Origin of the sequence: Pseudobutyrivibrio sp. LB2011, assembly GCF_000701765.1 — a bacterium.
Taxonomy (GTDB): Bacteria; Bacillota; Clostridia; order Lachnospirales; family Lachnospiraceae; genus Pseudobutyrivibrio; species Pseudobutyrivibrio ruminis.
Map to the genome: position 1 here is coordinate 259092 of NZ_JNJS01000004.1, position 16985 is coordinate 276076.

Annotated in this window: 13 protein-coding genes; 11 read left to right on the forward strand and 2 right to left on the reverse strand. The window is 38.6% G+C overall.

Translation table 11 applies throughout. From position 1 onward, the window contains the following. The first annotated feature begins 105 nt into the window (after positions 1-105). The 9 genes from T375_RS08600 (at position 106) to T375_RS08640 (ending at position 10566) form a co-directional block, all read left to right on the forward strand. Positions 106-543, forward strand: a complete 438-nt coding sequence (locus tag T375_RS08600) for an ATP-binding protein (protein WP_044937344.1) — start codon at positions 106-108, stop codon at positions 541-543. 70 nt (positions 544-613) lie between these two features. After that, entirely contained in the window at positions 614-1828 is a 1215-nt protein-coding gene (locus T375_RS08605) for a hypothetical protein (protein ID WP_044937347.1), read from the forward strand. 5 nt (positions 1829-1833) lie between these two features. Continuing rightward, positions 1834-2130: an STAS domain-containing protein gene (locus T375_RS08610; protein ID WP_044937552.1), complete on the forward strand. Its 297-nt coding sequence runs from the start codon at positions 1834-1836 to the stop codon at positions 2128-2130. 69 nt (positions 2131-2199) lie between these two features. Continuing rightward, positions 2200-3969 carry an MATE family efflux transporter gene (locus tag T375_RS08615; RefSeq protein ID WP_044937352.1) on the forward strand — a complete coding sequence of 590 codons (1770 nt, stop codon included), beginning with the start codon at positions 2200-2202 and terminating at the stop codon, positions 3967-3969. Beyond that, complete coding sequence (locus tag T375_RS08620; protein ID WP_044937354.1) at positions 3969-4967, forward strand: GNAT family N-acetyltransferase; 999 nt, start codon at positions 3969-3971, stop codon at positions 4965-4967. Before T375_RS08615 ends, T375_RS08620 begins: the two co-directional genes overlap by 1 nt. Beyond that, positions 4968-7121, forward strand: coding sequence for a SpoIIE family protein phosphatase (locus T375_RS13275; RefSeq protein WP_049960368.1), 2154 nt, complete (start codon positions 4968-4970; stop codon positions 7119-7121). 24 nt (positions 7122-7145) lie between these two features. Continuing rightward, positions 7146-7715 (forward strand): Crp/Fnr family transcriptional regulator, encoded by a 570-nt coding sequence (locus tag T375_RS08630; RefSeq protein WP_044937357.1) that lies wholly within the window; start codon positions 7146-7148, stop codon positions 7713-7715. Continuing rightward, positions 7712-9331 (forward strand): dicarboxylate/amino acid:cation symporter, encoded by a 1620-nt coding sequence (locus T375_RS08635; protein ID WP_044937361.1) that lies wholly within the window; start codon positions 7712-7714, stop codon positions 9329-9331. The genes T375_RS08630 and T375_RS08635 overlap by 4 nt, the downstream gene beginning before the upstream one ends. 194 nt (positions 9332-9525) lie before the next feature. Beyond that, positions 9526-10566 (forward strand): S66 family peptidase, encoded by a 1041-nt coding sequence (locus tag T375_RS08640; protein WP_044937364.1) that lies wholly within the window; start codon positions 9526-9528, stop codon positions 10564-10566. A 46-nt stretch (positions 10567-10612) separates the two neighbouring features. Here the strand turns inward: T375_RS08640 and T375_RS08645 are convergent, their stop codons facing one another. Both T375_RS08645 and T375_RS08650 read right to left on the reverse strand, forming a co-directional pair. Then, entirely contained in the window at positions 10613-11137 is a 525-nt protein-coding gene (locus T375_RS08645) for a flavin reductase (protein ID WP_044937367.1), read from the reverse strand. A 33-nt stretch (positions 11138-11170) separates the two neighbouring features. Next, positions 11171-13081: an EAL domain-containing protein gene (locus T375_RS08650; protein ID WP_044937370.1), complete on the reverse strand. Its 1911-nt coding sequence runs from the start codon at positions 13079-13081 to the stop codon at positions 11171-11173. A 222-nt stretch (positions 13082-13303) separates the two neighbouring features. On the opposite strand from T375_RS08650, the gene T375_RS08655 reads away from it, so the two are divergent. Continuing rightward, positions 13304-14368, forward strand: coding sequence for a branched-chain amino acid aminotransferase (locus T375_RS08655; RefSeq protein WP_044937557.1), 1065 nt, complete (start codon positions 13304-13306; stop codon positions 14366-14368). Continuing rightward, positions 14347-16983, forward strand: coding sequence for a sensor domain-containing phosphodiesterase (locus T375_RS08660; RefSeq protein WP_044937373.1), 2637 nt, complete (start codon positions 14347-14349; stop codon positions 16981-16983). The genes T375_RS08655 and T375_RS08660 overlap by 22 nt, the downstream gene beginning before the upstream one ends. Positions 16984-16985: the final 2 nt, after the last annotated feature.

Genomic DNA, 16985 nt, shown 5'->3' on the forward strand with positions numbered 1-16985 from the left:
ATGAAATGATTGTGAAAGTATTTTGAAAAGGAACACATAATGTAAAGGATGTGCAATAATAGTAGATACAGTAAACTCGAATCGCACTTTTGGGGTAAGTGATATATGAAAAAAATTTTTGAATGTGAAGCCACAGTAGATAAGCTGGATGAGATAACTGCATTTGTAGAAGAGCAGCTGGAGGAATTGGGCTGCGGTATAAAAGATATAATGCAGCTTACTATTGCATTGGAAGAAATATATGTAAATATTGCCCATTACGCATATGCGAAGCTTGATGAAAATGGAAAGACTATTCCTGACACTGGGACAGGTCCAATGAGGCTGACTGTAGATTCGGAAGATGGAAAGGTATTTCTTACTTTTGAAGATCAAGGAATGCCATACAATCCACTTGAGAAGCCTGATCCAGATATCACATTGGCAGCAGAAGACCGTGAAATAGGTGGCTTGGGTATCTATATGGTGAAGAAAAGTATGGATGATGTTACATACCAAAATAAAGATGGAAAAAACATCCTAACTTTAATGAAAAAACTGTGAAAGTAGGCTATTTAGCGGAGAAAAAGGTTATACTAATAATTGACTAAATAAAGAGAAAGGGGAGTAAAGAATGCAGTCTGAACACATTCGAATTACTAATTTACAAGAGCATTTCGATAGAGTAGAAGACATTCTTGAGGATTATCTATTCAGACTAAATATCACTGGCAAAAATGCCTCAAGGTTTTCTCTTTTAGCAGAGGAGGCTATCAGGTTAGTAAAATCAATTGCTAATGATTCATCAACAGTTGAGTTATGGTTTGAAGGTACAGCAAGAATTTCCCATATATGCTTGCAATTAGAAAGCAATATGGATGCAAATAAGCAGGAGGAATTCTTATCTGTTTCCTCAACAGGTACAAATAGTGCAGATAGAACTTTTTTTGATAATTTAAGAGAGTTCTTTATTAAGCCAAAAGCACCTACATGGTCTTTAGCGGAATATGAGGCGGAGCTTTTACAAAAGAGGGCTCAAGATAAATACTCTGAGGATGCCTGGGGCAATTTGGAAAGATCCGTTTTAGCAAACCTGGCGGATGATATTCAGGTGGGGGTTAAGGACAATCACGTTCTTATGATTATCACCAAGGACTTCACTGAATCAATTAGCCGTATAGGAGTTCAAAAACCTCTTACAACATCAGCTCAAATACTTCTTACCTCGGATTCAGATAAGCTGGCAGAGGCGTATAACAGAGTTGATAATTGCGTTGGAGCATTGGAGCTTAAAAAGAAGGATACTCTTAGAGTTAAGCTTCTTTTAGAAGAGACAATTGGAATGTTCGATGCAATGACCGGAGATTTCACAGCGCTTCTCTGGATAGAGAAATACAAATCAGAGTGTGCAATCAAGATTGTTGGTAACACACAAATGAATGCAGATAAGAAGTACGACATTTTATCAATGTCTTCATCTGGTAACAATGAGCTGGCTCATGGATTTATGGGTAAGCTGAAGGATGTAATCGAAACCGGAATTCTTAATTACGAAGGTGTAATGAAGCTGAATCAGGAATACAACGGCGTAAGCGTGAATTTCGGTGGCTTAGGTGTTTATACTGATGTATCTGCAGCCACCAATCCAATAGCAACCACAGGATTTATGTGGTCAATGGAGGATTATCGTAAAGCATTACAACAAAACAAAGACTCTAATGAAGGAATGATGCATGCTTGGGATGAGTTGGAAAAATCTATTGTAGCAAGCATTGCGGATGATGTAATTGTTGGAGTTAAAAATAACAGAGTTCAGATGACTATCGTTTATAAATTGAAGGAGGAGTAAGTATGTTGAACATTAACAAAACAAAAGAGGGTGCAAGTTTAGCATTTGCTTTAGAGGGAAGACTTGATACTTCTACAGCACCACAGCTTGAAGAAGCTGTTAATGGAGATATTAGTGGTGTTACAGAGCTAACATTTGATTTTTCAAAATTAGAGTACATTTCCAGTGCAGGCCTTAGAGTTCTTCTTTCTTCGCAGAAGACAATGAATAAGCAAGGAAAGATGACAATTACTAATGTATCTGAGGAAGTGATGGAAATCTTCGATGTAACAGGTTTCTCTGATATTCTTACAATTGAGTAACTAAGTTTTTGATTCCCACATCCTAAATTGGGTGTGGGATTTTGTCTATAGAGACAAACGGGTTGGGGTATGAAAAATAGTATTGCTGATGGCAAATATGTACAGAATACACTTATAAAGCACGAGATGGCAACAATCGTTGCTGTTCTTGGTGTGACAATTTCTACATTTGGAAATACATTGCTAGCTGGCAGATTCCTTGGAAAATCTGCTTTGGCAGCAATGAATATTCTATCGTCTTTTACATTTCTGTATGCCATGATTGGATGCCTTGTCAGTGTAGGCGCTGCGTCTAAGGCTGCGGTTGCACTTGGCAAACATGATTATGAAATGGCTGGCAAATATGAAAAGGTAGCTTTGGGCCTATCTATAATCATACCAACAATTATCAGCGCTATTTGTTTAATCAATTTACGTTGGTTCATGTCATTTCTTGGGTTTGACAATGAACTTTATATGATGAGTGTTGATTATGGAAAAGTAGTTCTTGTTGGTGGCATTTTTAATACCTTAATGTATTTCCCCTTTAATTTTCTAAGAATAGATGGACGAGCTAAATATTCTATGTGGATATTTAGTTTAATGGGCGTCCTAGATTTAATTTTAGTATATGTGCTTTTATCATTGGGATTTGGCCTTACTGGAGTGGCAATGGGTAATGTTTTATCCATGATGATAGCCGATTTTATTGGCTTGGCTTTTATATTTTCCAAGAAAAGTAATATTCATATGGTCAAGCTGGAGAAAAAGGATATTGTGCCAATTACAGGTAGTGCACTTTATGCTGGTTCAGCATCGGGACTTAACAATCTTTGCAAGGTGTTTAGAACAATATGGCTGAATAGTTTGGTCCTTAGGTTTTTAGGAACAGATGGAGTCAGTGTACTTGCAATAGGTTGTGCAATTATAAATTTTGCCTCTGCAGCAGTAACTGGATTTGGAATGGCAATGTATCCGCTGGTGGGAGTCCTTTATGGAGAGCATGATTCAGATGGACAGAAGAAGGTAATGAATGGCTCCTTGAAAAATTCTTCTGTGGTAATGATTTCCCTTGGAATCGTCCTTTGTATTTTTGCAGAAAACGTAGCAAGGGCCTTTGGTATCACCGAGCCTGAATTGATAGGCCAGGCTGCATTGATGATTAGGCTCGTAGCTATCAGCCTTATTCCTGCTACCTATATGAATGAATATATCTATTATTACACTGCTATAGGCGAAAATGTAGCTGCCATGACATTTACAGTGCTTCACAGCTTCATTTTGGTAGTGCTAATGATTTCAGCACATTTGAGAATTGATGCAAGCACATGGTATGGAGTGGAGTTTATCTTTGTTGAGTTTGTCGACTTTGCCATTTTGTGGGGATACAGCAAATATAAAAGAGCTAAGGATCATAATTTAAAAACAATACTTCTTACTCCGAAGAGAAGTGATGAGATATTTTTCAGTGCAGTTTCATCTGGTACATATGATGACAACATGGTGCTTGTTGAAAAGGTAGAGGATTTTTGCCGAGATAACAAGGTTAGCTTCAAGGGTATTCGTATACCTATGGTTGTGGAAGAGATATCCATATTAATGGCTAATCATTGTCTTAAAGAGGACTACACAGGTATCGATGTAAAGATATCGGTTTTACGAAACACGATTATTGTTAGAACCAGGTGTGGTGGAGAAATGTTTAATCCAGTTACCTGGTTTGCACATGAAGAAGAGATAGATTCTGATTCGGAAGAATTGTTTGGAATGAGAATGGTAGACAAAATGGCAACGGATATACGTTATACCCAGCTGTTTGGTTTAAATAATGTGATTGTTACTATGGAGGGACATAGTTGATGGTAACTAGCCCGATGATAATTGATGAAAAATATATACTTCGTCCGGCAGAAGAAGGGGATATACCTGGCATCGTTTCATGCATAAGGGAAGAGTACGGTGATTGCTATTATCGCAGAGCCTTTTATAGTGAAGACTATTTGAGGAAGAACATGCCCCACCTGAATCTGTTTGTTGCAGTGGAGGGGGAAAAGCTTTGCGGGTTTCAATCTATGATAAGTCATAAGCCAGAGGATGAATATGTAGAAGGGGCATCCCAAATCTTTTTCAAGGAGTACAGGGGATTTGGCTTGTCGAGAAAGCTGGTGGATTACACCTACGATATTGCTAGAAAACAAAGCTTTTACAGCATATACGCAACGGCTGTTACCTTTCACAAGATTACCCAGTCTATGTGTGAAAAGGAAGGAATGCTGCCAATCGGTTTTAACTTTGGAAGTTATATCACCTCCAAAATGCATAACAGTTTTCACTTGGGAAGCAATGAGAAATACGTTCAGGCCATTCTTCTATTGCCACTGATAAAGCCAGAAAATAAAAGAGTTTACATTGATGAGAGAACAAAGGGCCTAGCTCAGTATATTTACGAAAATCTGGGTGTTAAGTACCAGATTTTTACAGATAAAGCTGAACCAGAAATACCTCAGTCGGACATAGAAATAAAGGTCAATGCAAGAGAGCAGCAGGTAATTCTCAGAGTTAATGAAATCGGAGTGGATTTCAAAGAGCAAATTGTTGAAATAAAAAATAAATATCATGGAGAATTGTGGACAATGCAATTGATTCTTCCTATTGAAGCTCCAGAAAGTGTTTGGGCTCAAGGAGTGTTAATGGATGAAGGTTTCTTTGTTTCCGGAATGCGTCCACTTTGTAATAAAAAAGAGCAGATGTTTATGCAATATATAGGTGATGTACGTTTCAACGTAGAAGAATTGGAGCTTACAGATAACGCTAAAGCATTGATACGTAAGATATTAAGTCTTAGGGAAGAGGGTTAAATGAAAGAGATTAAGAAGAAATCATTAAGGGGAAAAATACTAAAGGCAATGATACTGCTGATAGTTCTAACTATGGTTGTTCTTGGTGTCAATATCATTCTGAGAATGGTTGGAATGATGAAGGAAATCCATAATGGAAACGAGAGTCTGGGCAGCCAAATAAGCAGTATTACATCTGAAACAATGGAGAACGAAATCACTGCTCATATGCAGGACATTGCAACAGGGCAGGCAAATACTGCAGATGCGGAGTTTGCAAAGTTTAGAGATACGGTAGAATTACTTGCTTCAGATGCTGAGTATTTATATGCCAACTCGGATAATTATGGCAGGTATATGATAAATCCTCCTGACCCTGCTAATAACGGAGAATTATCTCTTCATATGACATATAGCGCAAATACAAACATCAATGATTCAGCAATTATTGATGAAGCTGGACTTTTGGGAAATGCCAGACAGACTTTACTAGATGCTCATGCTGGTAATAAAGCAATGGCAGCTTGCTATTATGCAACAGAATCTGGACTGTTTATAGAGGCTGATTATAGCTCAGCTGCAAAATGTGACGAGAATGGAAATCCATTGAATTATGAAGCTTCTGAGAGACCTTGGTATATCGGAACCAAAGAGGCAAAGAAAACGTATTTCACAAATATCGTTAGAGAATCCACTGGAAAAAGAGTAGGTATGATGTGTGGTTCGCCTATCTATTATGATGACCAGTTTATGGGTGTTGCCTGTGCCGGAATGTATCTGGATGATTTGGATGAAATGGTTTCCTCTACAGAAATAGGTGAAAACGGTATTGCTGCGATTATCAATAATGAAGGCAAGCTATTATTCTCATCGGATATAACAGGTGTTTTAACTGTAACAGATGAAAACGCAAATACGGATATGAGAGGTGATACCAATCCTGGTTTCGCTGGGATGGTAAGTGAAGCTGTAGCCGGAAATACAGGAGTAAGAAACTTTACATTAAATGATGTTAAGTATTATGCAGCTTTCGCACCTATGAAGACCGTTGGATGGACCTTTATAGTAATGCTTCCTGAAAGCGAAGTGTTTAGTACTACAAATGCTCTTTTGACAGAGGTTAATAATGAAAATGATGAGCTGGAAATAACTTTAACTAAGTATATTTTAAGAATGCTTTATTCCCTTGTAATAATCGGAATTATTGCAGCAGTTGTTGTATTTATCGGTGCAGGACATATGGCAACAAGTATTGTTAGACCAATGAATAAGCTGACAAGCAAAGTCCTTGAGATAAAAGGAGACAACCTAGATTTTACCTGGGATGAGACCACTGATGATGAGACCCAGGATTTGGCAGAGAGCTTTGAAAGCATGACAAAGCGAATGAAGGAATACATCCAAGAGGTGACCCAAATAACTGCGGAAAAGGAAAGAATTGGTGCGGAGCTAAGTATTGCTACAAAAATACAAGAGGCTATGCTTCCAAATGTTTTCCCACCATTCCCGGATAGAAATGAGTTCGATATCTTTGCAACTATGACTCCCGCAAAGGAGGTAGGTGGAGATTTCTTCGATTTCTTCTTTATGGATAAGAATCATCTGGTAGTGGTAATCGCTGATGTATCAGGTAAAGGTGTTCCAGCTGCAATGTTTATGATGCTCACCAAGACAATGATTCAGAATAGAGCGTTGATGGGTGGAACTCCATCAGAGATTCTGGAATTCGTAAATAACCAGGTATGTGCAAGAAATGAAGCTGATATGTTTGTAACTGTATGGCTTGCAATACTTGATGTTACTACAGGAGATGTTATTGCAACAAATGCAGGTCATGAATATCCAGCAATCAAAAAAGCTGGCGGAAAATATGAGTACTTAAAGGATAAGCACGGTCTTCCTATTGGTGCTATGGAGGGCGTTAAATACAAGAACTACGAATTCAAAATGGAGCCAGGTGATGCATTCTTCGTATATACGGATGGTGTTACAGAGGCAACAAATGAAAAAGAAGAATTCTGGGGAATGGAAAATGCTCTTGCAGCTCTTAACAAGAATGATTATGAAACGCCACAGGAAACACTTGCAGGCGTTCAGGTAGAAATAACTGAATACATGGGAGACGCAATGCAGTTTGATGATATTACTCAGCTTTGCCTGCTTTACAAAGGATAAATAGGCGGAAATGAGAGGTGGCACATGGCAAATATTTTTGATGGAAACAGTATAACCAACAGAAACAAGATTTATGAGGTGCCTGAAGGAACAATGATTCTTAAAGAGGGCGAGATTAATCTTGATATGTATAAGATTCTCTCAGGCCATGCGGAAATGTACACAGGATATGGAACTGAGAATGAAATCCTGATAGGAATGATTGGACCGGGGACATGCTTTGGTGAGTTTGGAATTCTTACTGGGAAACCTGCGATTTATACGATTATTACGTATTCACCGGTAAAATTGTTGCGCGTCACAGAGGGATTGATGGGTCAGTTTATTCAGGAAAACCGTGATGACATTTTAAAGATAATGAAAAACATGGCTACCAATATGATGCGAATGCAGCATCAGATCAATCAGTTGAGTGAGGAATTGATGATAAAGAAGCAGGAAGAGGAGGCTACTGATATTCCTACATCCAACGCCAAGAGAGAGAAAGAATACTTTGATAATCTGCATAAGCAACAAAGAGATGAACTTAGAAAATATGCTTTATATAAGTCAGAAAAAACAGATGGCGATTTGCCTAAGATGAGGTTCCTATGAAAGATACTATAATTATCAAAACAAGTGAAGAAGACTACTTAGAAAAGGCATTAAAGTATATCAAAGATACACTTATAAAAAGAAAAGTTTCCAAGGCCAACGCTATAAGAGCAGAGCTTTTATCAGAAGAGACAATTATATTGCTTGCTAAGAATGCAGCGCCAGATGCTGTATTAAGAATCAAAATCACCAGCTTCCTGGGAGATGTGAGTGTTGAACTGAAAATGAAGGGGCAGGAGTTTGAGCCTGCAGCTGATGAGGATGAAGAGGAGGCTGTTCGTTCTATTCTCCTAAGAGCCTACGGCGAAAAATTCAAATATACTCACAAGAATGGCGAGAACAGAGTAAGAATTGTGGTTGTAAAGGCAGAGCAAACTGCCGTGCGCAACACAGTCGTTGCTATGGTATTAGGACTTGTTGTGGGATTGCTTTTAAAGGATGTCATACCAGCTGCTGTTGGAGATGGCCTTTGCACATACCTTCTAAGGCCTATAAAGACTATGTTTATGAGCGCTATAAAAATAGTCATCGCGCCGGTTGTGTTCTTCTCGTTGGTTACTTGTATTTCTCAGTTTAAGAATCTGGCAGAGTTAGGACGTTTAGCAGCAAAGGTAATGGGCTTCTACACATTTACCACAATTATTGCTACGGCTTTGGGATTTACATTTTCCTTGTTATTCAAAGCAGGGGAGTGGGGATTTGCATTAGAAACTGTTCAAGATACTACTGTTGTAGCTGAAACTAGCGATGCGGATTTTTCACTTATATCAGCCCTTGTAAATATAGTTCCTTCCAATTTTGTAAAGCCATTTGTTGAGGCTGATACGTTGCAGGTTATGTTTTTGGCGCTTTTAGTTGGTGTAGCTGTGGGAATGATTGGCGAGTACTCAACTATACTTAAGGATATATTTGAAGCCTGCAACTCACTGTTTTTGACAATTACTACAATGATTGCAAAAGCTATTCCATTCGCAGTATTTTGTTCAATCGCATTAATGATTGTGGATATGGGTGGAGCATCACTGGTATCTGTGTTGACAGCAGCATTAGTTCAAGTGGGAACCATATTTGTAATGATTTGTGTATATGGAGTTTTGGTATTAGTTATTGGACATCTTAATCCTTTCAAGTTTTTTGGAAATATCAAAGAAGGAATGGTTACAAGCTTAACCCTTTCTTCAAGCTCGGCAGCTATGCCTACTAACTTGAGAATCTGCAAGGAAAAACTTGGAATATCTCCAAAGGTATGCAACTTCTCAATTCCTTTGGGAGCTACTGTAAATATGGATGGCACATGTATCTTCCTCACATCTTTTGTAATATTCCTTGCAAGAGCATACGGTGTGGAAGTGACAGCTCCAATGATTATGTCTATGACATTATCCATAATTCTATTATCATTTTCAGCACCAGGAGTACCAGGTTCAGCACTAATTTGTATCGGTGTTCTACTTGGACAAATTGGAGTTCCAGTAGAAGCAATTGGACTGATATTACCTGTTAATCCTTTGGTTGATATGTTTGACACCATGAACAACACAACAGGCGATATGGCAGGTACTTTGCTTGTAGCTAAGTCAGAAAAGCTATTTGATATTGATATATATAATTCATAGTAAAAGGGGATGGGGAGTATGATTAATTTAGCTTTACGCATGATAACAGGATGTGTTATCGCATTTACGTTGGCGGTGTGTTTAATACCGCTAGAAGTCTTTGCAAAGTAAATAGTATTATGTAGAATAAATATGAGGGAAGTTTTGCTCCCTCATATTTATTTTTGCAGCAATATCAGATTGGAGAGAATGAAATGAGATATCCTGAGTTTCTAAAAAAGAATGGCACGATAGGGCTTGTTGCACCATCCTTTGGATGTACATTTGAACCATATAAAAGCTGTATGGATGCAGCTATAGAAAGATTTAAAGGCATGGGCTACTCCATAGTTGAAGGGCCTAACTGCCGAAAGGATGATGGAATAGGAATCAGCTCATCACCTCTTAACTGTGGAACCGAGCTTACAGAGTATTATTGTTCATCAGAAAACGATATGCTTATTAGCTGTGGCGGTGGAGAGCTTATGTGTGAGACTTTGGATTATGTTGATTTCGATGCAGTTAAAAATGCTGCCCCAAAGTGGTACATGGGATACTCAGACAATACCAACTTCACTTTTCTTCTTAATACTATCTGCGATGTGGCATCTATCTATGGACCAAGCATAGGAGCTTTTGGAGCAGAGTACCTTCACCAGGCTTTGCTTGATTCTATAAAGGCATTTACCGGAGAGCTTGATAAAGTGTCAGGATACGACATGTTTGAGCTGGAGTCACTTAAGGACGAGGAGCATCCCCTTGTTTCATACAATCTCACAGAGAAAAAAGAATTAAAGCTTTACAGTGGAGATGCAGCAGTAAATCGTTTGCCTCAGTTTACAGGCAGAATCACAGGAGGATGTCTGGACTGTCTTGCAAATCTTGTTGGCACAAAATACGATAAGGTGGCTGAGTTCAATAAGCGATACAGCGATGAAGGTGTGATTTGGTTTTTAGAGGCCTGCGACTTAAATGTCATGTCTATACGCAGAGCACTGTGGAATCTGGATAGAGCAGGATGGTTTGAGAATGCCAAAGGCTTTATAATTGGTCGTCCTCTAGCAGCATGGCAGGAGGAAATGATGGGACTTGATCAGTATAATGCAGTCACTGGAATTCTTGGTAAGTACAATGTGCCTATAGTGATGGATGCGGACGTAGGACATATTGCTCCAGCAATGCCAATCATATCTGGAGCTATGGCTACAGTAGGCACAGACATGGGAAATATAACAATCGAATATAATTTGAAATAGTTCTTACAAAAGAATAAGGCTGACCAGGATTCTGGTCAGCCTTATTTTATCTTGCGCGAATATCCAATATTTCGCCGATGTACATGGTGTGGAAATCGTCTAAGTGACGCTCGGTATATTGTTTATTCAGGATAGCATCGTCCAAAACGGTGTTCTCTGTCATTGGAACGGCGGCAATCTTTCGGCAGAGGATAATGAAATTCGCATCATCGATGTAAGGTGCTTTCATAGCGTGTTCGATACTTACGTGGCATAGGCGAAGCTTATCTTCATTGCGACCACTAAGCTGATCAAGTACCTTCATCAGCTGCACGTTGTTTTTGTCACTCATGTCGAAGAAACATGCTGAAAAATACTCAGATTTATCCAGTAATTCTTTTGTGTATCGTGTGTTGCGAAGAAAAGCGTAGACTACATGTTTACCCCAAATATGGCCTACACCTCCGTTGTGGGATGAGGTGGCATTGACTTTTCCGTCTGCCTCAGCAACGATTGCAATACCGTCATCCGCAAGCTTTTGGATTGGATTCCATTCCAACATATTAATTGGATAAGGTTGAAAAGTATGCATATGATTCTCCTTCTCTCTATTATTATTTGATGGCTAGTTAAGGTTATTGCTTTGAAGAAACTTTAAAAACTCATGCTCAGGTAATGGCTTTGTGAAATAGTATCCCTGAATGTAATCAACCCCCAGAGTTTTCATAGTTTCAAGTGCTTCTTTGGTCTCAATTCCTTCGGCAATTATCTTAATATCCATTGAATGAGCCATATCTATAACAGTTTTTACGATAGCCCGGGCTTTGTTATTCTTAAAATATTCATCAGTCAAATGCTTATCCAGTTTTACAATGCTTACAGGCATATCAATTATATAATTCAGATTGGATGTGCCAGAACCAAAATCATCTAGTGAGAAGGAAATACCTTTTTCCTCTAGCTTTTTCATATTGTTAAGGATATTTTCCTTACTGATTAAGGAACTGGTTTCTGTGATTTCCATATTTATAAGCAATGGTGAAACAGCGTAGTGCTCCAACAACTCTGTAAATCTAGATACAAATACAGGACTTTCACCTTGCTTAACAGAAAGATTAATCTCTATTTTTTCAATTCCCAGTTTTTCAACTCGGTATGATTTCATAAAGGAAAGGACTTTTCTGTAAATACCGTCCGATAGTGGAATGATTCGTCCGGTTTCTTCCATAACAGGGATGAAATCATTTGGGTAAACTAAAGTACCATCCTTTAATCTAATTCGAACAAGTGCTTCAGCACCTGTGAATAAGCCAGTTGAAATGTTGTATATAGGTTGATAATGCATTTCGATTCTGTCTTCTTCCATGGCAGATACAACCATTTTTTCAACAAGCTTATGCTTCCTAAGCTCTGCCATGGTTTCGGTGTTAACTACAACTTCATTTTTGTTAGTCATGTTGTGGCTACTAGGAATGAAGTTTGTTAGCAGCATTTGAAGCTCATCTGCATCCTCAGCTACATTGCAGTTTGGAATGATAGTGTAGAAAGGATTTAGTAGAGTAATGGCATCAGCAATGTCTGGATTGTCCTCTATGGATTGAAAATAGGTGGCAATCTTAAACTTTGTACTTTCCATAAAATCTGTGCTGTCGAATACCAAAAGGAAATAGCCTTCGGCAGTATCGAAAACTTTGGCTGTATCAATGCTAAATAGAAACTCAGAAAGCTTTTCTATTGTTTGTCTAAGTAGTTTGTTTTCATTAACAGCATCTCCAACGGTTTTGAAGGAAATCATCATCAATGAAAAACTTTTTTTGTTCTGATATAGAAAATCAAAATAGTCATGTATAACAGCGGAACTGAAGTGACCGGTTTTTCTGGAGATAGCTCCCTGCGGATTTTCCAACTCAAAATACATTATTAATGCGCCAATACATGCGGCAAAGCTGACAATCAAATATTGTGGTCTTACAAACTGAATGATTGCAGCCAGGCTCCAAATAACCATCCATATAAGAAGGGCATGAATCTTTTGGCGCTTGATGTGATGTCGTAAAAGGAAAGCGGAAAGAGCCACACTCAGAATATAAATGGATGCCAGTACATAAGTAAGTATGGCAGCTGGGCCATAGGAATATAGCTTGATTCCGTCGTAATAAAAATTGAGAGGCAAATACAGAGTTAATAAAACTCCACCAACAAAGCAAAACTTGATGAATCTATCCAAAATAATTTCTGCCTGGCTTCCTTTTGTTTCTACAATGTCTGAAACGGTGTACTTAAAGGCAAAAAAGGAAACGATTTGTAGGGACTGTAGATAGAATTTGCCTACTATTGTTGTAATCATTGGATTGTATCGATATCCATAAACTATGAAATAACAAGAAGCAATATCTAGGATGACGCAAGCCAAGATAGCATATAAGGTTTCGATAAAACGGCGCTCTGAAACAAGCCCCATAGTCGGTTGACGTTTATAAAAGAACAGGAGCATGGATACAATAATCAGGCCGCATACTTGAGTATATATATTCATAAAATCATTCCTATGTGTAGTATTTAAACTGATTATAGCATTCATTTTACGTGGAATTGCCTAAAACTCAGAAAGTTCAAAGAATGTTCAAAAAGTGACAAAAAACAATCGAAAAAATTTAATAATTTAGTGCGTTAAAGTGTTGACTCGTACCAGATGAAAGGGGTAAAATTTCTATTAATATTTAATAAGATCAGAGCATAGATTTCATGGAGGCGGAAAATGGAAATCAGATTTGAAAAGCGTGAACAATTAAAAGAAAAACCAGACTGGAACAACCTTGGATTTGGAAAGTATATGACAGACTACATGTTTGTCTGCGATTGGGATAGAGAAATCGGTTGGCACGATGCCAGAATTGTCCCAGAGGGACCAATTGAATTGGATCCAGCATGCATGACTCTCCATTATGCACAGGAGACATTTGAAGGTATGAAGGCATATCGTCGTGAGGATGGTAAAATCCAGCTTTTCAGACCTGAAATGAATGCAAAGAGAATGATTAATTCTAATGAAAGACTTTGCATGCCAGCATTCCCAGTTGAGGACTTTGTTGCAGCTGTTAAGGCTCTTGTTAAGACAGAGCAGGATTGGGTTCCATCTCAGAAAGATACGTCACTTTACATCAGACCATTTATGTTTGCTACAGAGGCTGCTCTTGGCGTTCATATGGCAAAATCATACAAATTTATGATTCTTTGTTGTCCAGTTGGCGCATATTATGCAACAGGACTTGACCCAGTAAAGATTTTAGTAGAAAATGAATTAGTACGAGCAGTTGCAGGCGGTACTGGCTTTACAAAATGTGGTGGAAATTATGCGGGTTCTATCGCAGGTCAGGTAAAGGCAGAGAAGCTTGGCTATTCTCAGGTTCTTTGGCTGGATGGTAACGAGCGTAAGTACGTTGAGGAAGTTGGTACAATGAACATCATGTTCAAGATTGATGGAGAGATTTGGACAGCTCCAACAGTTGGTACCGTACTCCCAGGTGTTACTAGAGATTCTATGATCCATTTATTAAGAGATTGGGGATATAATGTTAGAGAGGAGCGCCTCGCAATTGATGATCTTATGAAGGCAGGCCACGAAGGCAAGCTTGAGGAGGTCTTTGGTACAGGAACAGCAGCAGTTATTTCTCCAGTTGGTGAGCTCCGTTTTAAGGATGATGTTGTTGTAATAAATGGAGGTAAAACCGGAGAGCTTACACAGAAGCTTTACGATACTCTTACAGGTATCCAGTGGGGTAGGCTCGAGGACAAATATGGATGGACAACTCTAGTAGATTAAATTTTGAATTGGAAATCAATAATGATGATATGCAGTCATTACAGGACGTATTCTGCAAATCTAATGATATGTATATCATGTGTATTGGGAAAAACTTAGGACAAATTACATCCTTCTCAGGTTCAAAGCCTGAGGAGGATTTTGTTGACTCTAATTTCTCTCCTGAACTCAGAAGAGAAATTGTTGATTCTTTTGTGGATGGTTCCGCGGAAAACATCGTGGAAAGATACGGCACAACTGATTATCTCATGTACAGGGGCGTAGCTATCAGAGGCTCCGAAGGAGAGCTTATGGGGGTATGGCTTTGCTTTGGTGTTGATAGAACTCAGCTTCCTATCGAAGTCAGATTGGATTCCTCGATTCGTCTTACTACAAGGGATTCTTTCGACAAATCAATTTCACTTATTGAAACTCTTACAAAGTATTATTTCGCAGAAAAATTCAAATCGCATCTTTTACGTCAAAAGCTGATGAAAGAAAAAGATGTTGAGCATGAAATTACATACAAGCTAAAGAAAAATGAAATCATGACAGACATCCTTCGATTGATGGAGTCTGAGAATTCATTTTCAAAGATATCCGAAGATATTCTCAAGGAGTCAGGCAGATATTTAGACTGCACTCACACAGCTTTGCTTCAGATTGATTCCAGCGGAATAGGTGTGGATATGATTTCGGAGTGGTGTGCTGAAAGCGGCAAGCCTTTGATTTCAAATTTCCAGGAGGTTCCTTTGGTGGAACTGCCATTTATGAATGGAAAGCCATACACCATTTCATCGGATGCTTCACTTCCTGAAGCCTTCGAGATTTTCTTCATTAAATATGGAATTAAGGCAGCTATCTTCCTACCAATCAATGTGAATGATTCGGCTGCAATGTATTTGTGCTTCTTCTCTATTGGAGAGGAGCGAAAGTGGAGTGTGGATGATTTGCGTTTTGCAAATGACATCAAGCGTATCATTCATACTGTCCTAGTGAAAAAGATTACTACCAATTCCCTGGCAAGCTCTTATAATGCGCTTGAAGCAATATTACAGAATGCTGGCTATGGAGTTGTTGTTGCAGATTTGGCTCACAACCAAATCCTTTATACAAACGATACCTTCAAAATCATGTTTGAAAATGAAGTTGATAGGTTGGCAATTGAAGAAATTATTTTCGATGAGAGATATACACTTCCTGAGCTAAATGGTTATTCAGCAAATGGTTCTGGAAAGTGGTTCGACATTTCAATCGACTCTCTCAAGTGGGTGGATGGAAGAGATGTTAGAATGATTACTTTCTACGACATCACAGATCTTCGTATCTATCAAAAGAAGGTTGAAAAACAGGCCCAGGAGGACATCCTGACAGGCCTTTACAACAGACAGGCTTGTGAAAAGGATATTTCCTTAGAGTTCCATGTGGCTAAAAAGCTTGATACCAAGTTTGCGGTGCTTATGATTGACCTGGATGATTTTGCTAGCGTCAACGAAGGACTGGGCTACAAAATCGGAGATGACTTGCTTGAGTATGTTGCTCATAGCATTAATGATATTTCTTATATCCACGGTAAATGCTACCGTGTGGGCGGCGATGAATTTGCAGTCCTCATTGACCATGAAAATTATGAAAATCTTGATTTAATTATTAAGAGAATCATGAATCTTTTCGATAATCCATGGCGACTTAACGACCAGGATTACTATTGCACAATGAGTATGGGATGCGTAAAAGCTCCTGCAGATTTGGAAGATTCCACAGATATTCTAACAAGACTTAATATCGCAGTTCATGGCGCTAAAAATAAGGGCAAGAACCGATTTGAGTATTACAGTCCAAAATCCGAAGCAGTTATGGCAGAAAAGGTTAAAATGGACCAGGCCATGAGAAAAGCTGTAGAAGATGACTGTAAGGAATTCGAGGTTTATTTCCAGCCAATCATGGAATTTATCAATGGCTTGCCACAGTGTTGTGGTTCCGAAGCCTTGGTTAGATGGAATTCATCTGAATATGGCATGGTTATGCCAGACAAATTTATTAGTCAGGCGGAGCAGATGAGGCTTATCAATGCCATTGGTGAGCATGTTCTTTTGGAAGCAGCAAAGGCATGCAAGCACTGGAATGATTTCGGTCATCCTGAATACAAGGTTAATGTTAACCTCTCGGTTGTTCAGTTAACACAGAATGATTTCATTGAAAAACTGAAAAACGTACTGGAAGTTACATCAATTAATCCTAGAAACTTGACTCTAGAAGTAACAGAGTCTTTGGCTATAAATGATATGGAATGGATGGTTAAGATATTAAAGGCCATTCGAGAATTGGGATGTAGAGTTGCGCTGGATGATTTCGGCACAGGCTATTCTTCCCTCAATCATATTAGGAGCATGCCTATCGATACTATCAAAATCGATAAAGCATTTGTCTCAGAAATGGGTTCAGATCATTTCTCTGAAGCATTTGTAAAGACTATCTCCGAGCTTGCTGATTCCTTAGACGTGGATGTTTGCGTTGAGGGAGTGGAAATGGACAAGCAGGTAGATATGATTGGAAAATTCTCCGTTAATTTAGCGCAGGGATTCTTCTTTGACAAACCACTATCTAGAGGCGAGTTTGAAAAGAAATATTTATAAAA

Coding starts and splice junctions, on each gene's coding strand:
- T375_RS08600 (WP_044937344.1), top strand. CDS start 106: ATGAAAAAAATTTTTGAATGTGAAGCCACAGTAGATAAGCTGGATGAG.
- T375_RS08605 (WP_044937347.1), top strand. CDS start 614: ATGCAGTCTGAACACATTCGAATTACTAATTTACAAGAGCATTTCGAT.
- T375_RS08615 (WP_044937352.1), top strand. CDS start 2,200: ATGAAAAATAGTATTGCTGATGGCAAATATGTACAGAATACACTTATA.
- T375_RS08620 (WP_044937354.1), top strand. CDS start 3,969: ATGGTAACTAGCCCGATGATAATTGATGAAAAATATATACTTCGTCCG.
- T375_RS13275 (WP_049960368.1), top strand. CDS start 4,968: ATGAAAGAGATTAAGAAGAAATCATTAAGGGGAAAAATACTAAAGGCA.
- T375_RS08630 (WP_044937357.1), top strand. CDS start 7,146: ATGGCAAATATTTTTGATGGAAACAGTATAACCAACAGAAACAAGATT.
- T375_RS08635 (WP_044937361.1), top strand. CDS start 7,712: ATGAAAGATACTATAATTATCAAAACAAGTGAAGAAGACTACTTAGAA.
- T375_RS08640 (WP_044937364.1), top strand. CDS start 9,526: ATGAGATATCCTGAGTTTCTAAAAAAGAATGGCACGATAGGGCTTGTT.
- T375_RS08645 (WP_044937367.1), bottom strand. CDS start 11,137: ATGCATACTTTTCAACCTTATCCAATTAATATGTTGGAATGGAATCCA.
- T375_RS08650 (WP_044937370.1), bottom strand. CDS start 13,081: ATGAATATATATACTCAAGTATGCGGCCTGATTATTGTATCCATGCTC.
- T375_RS08655 (WP_044937557.1), top strand. CDS start 13,304: ATGGAAATCAGATTTGAAAAGCGTGAACAATTAAAAGAAAAACCAGAC.
- T375_RS08660 (WP_044937373.1), top strand. CDS start 14,347: ATGGACAACTCTAGTAGATTAAATTTTGAATTGGAAATCAATAATGAT.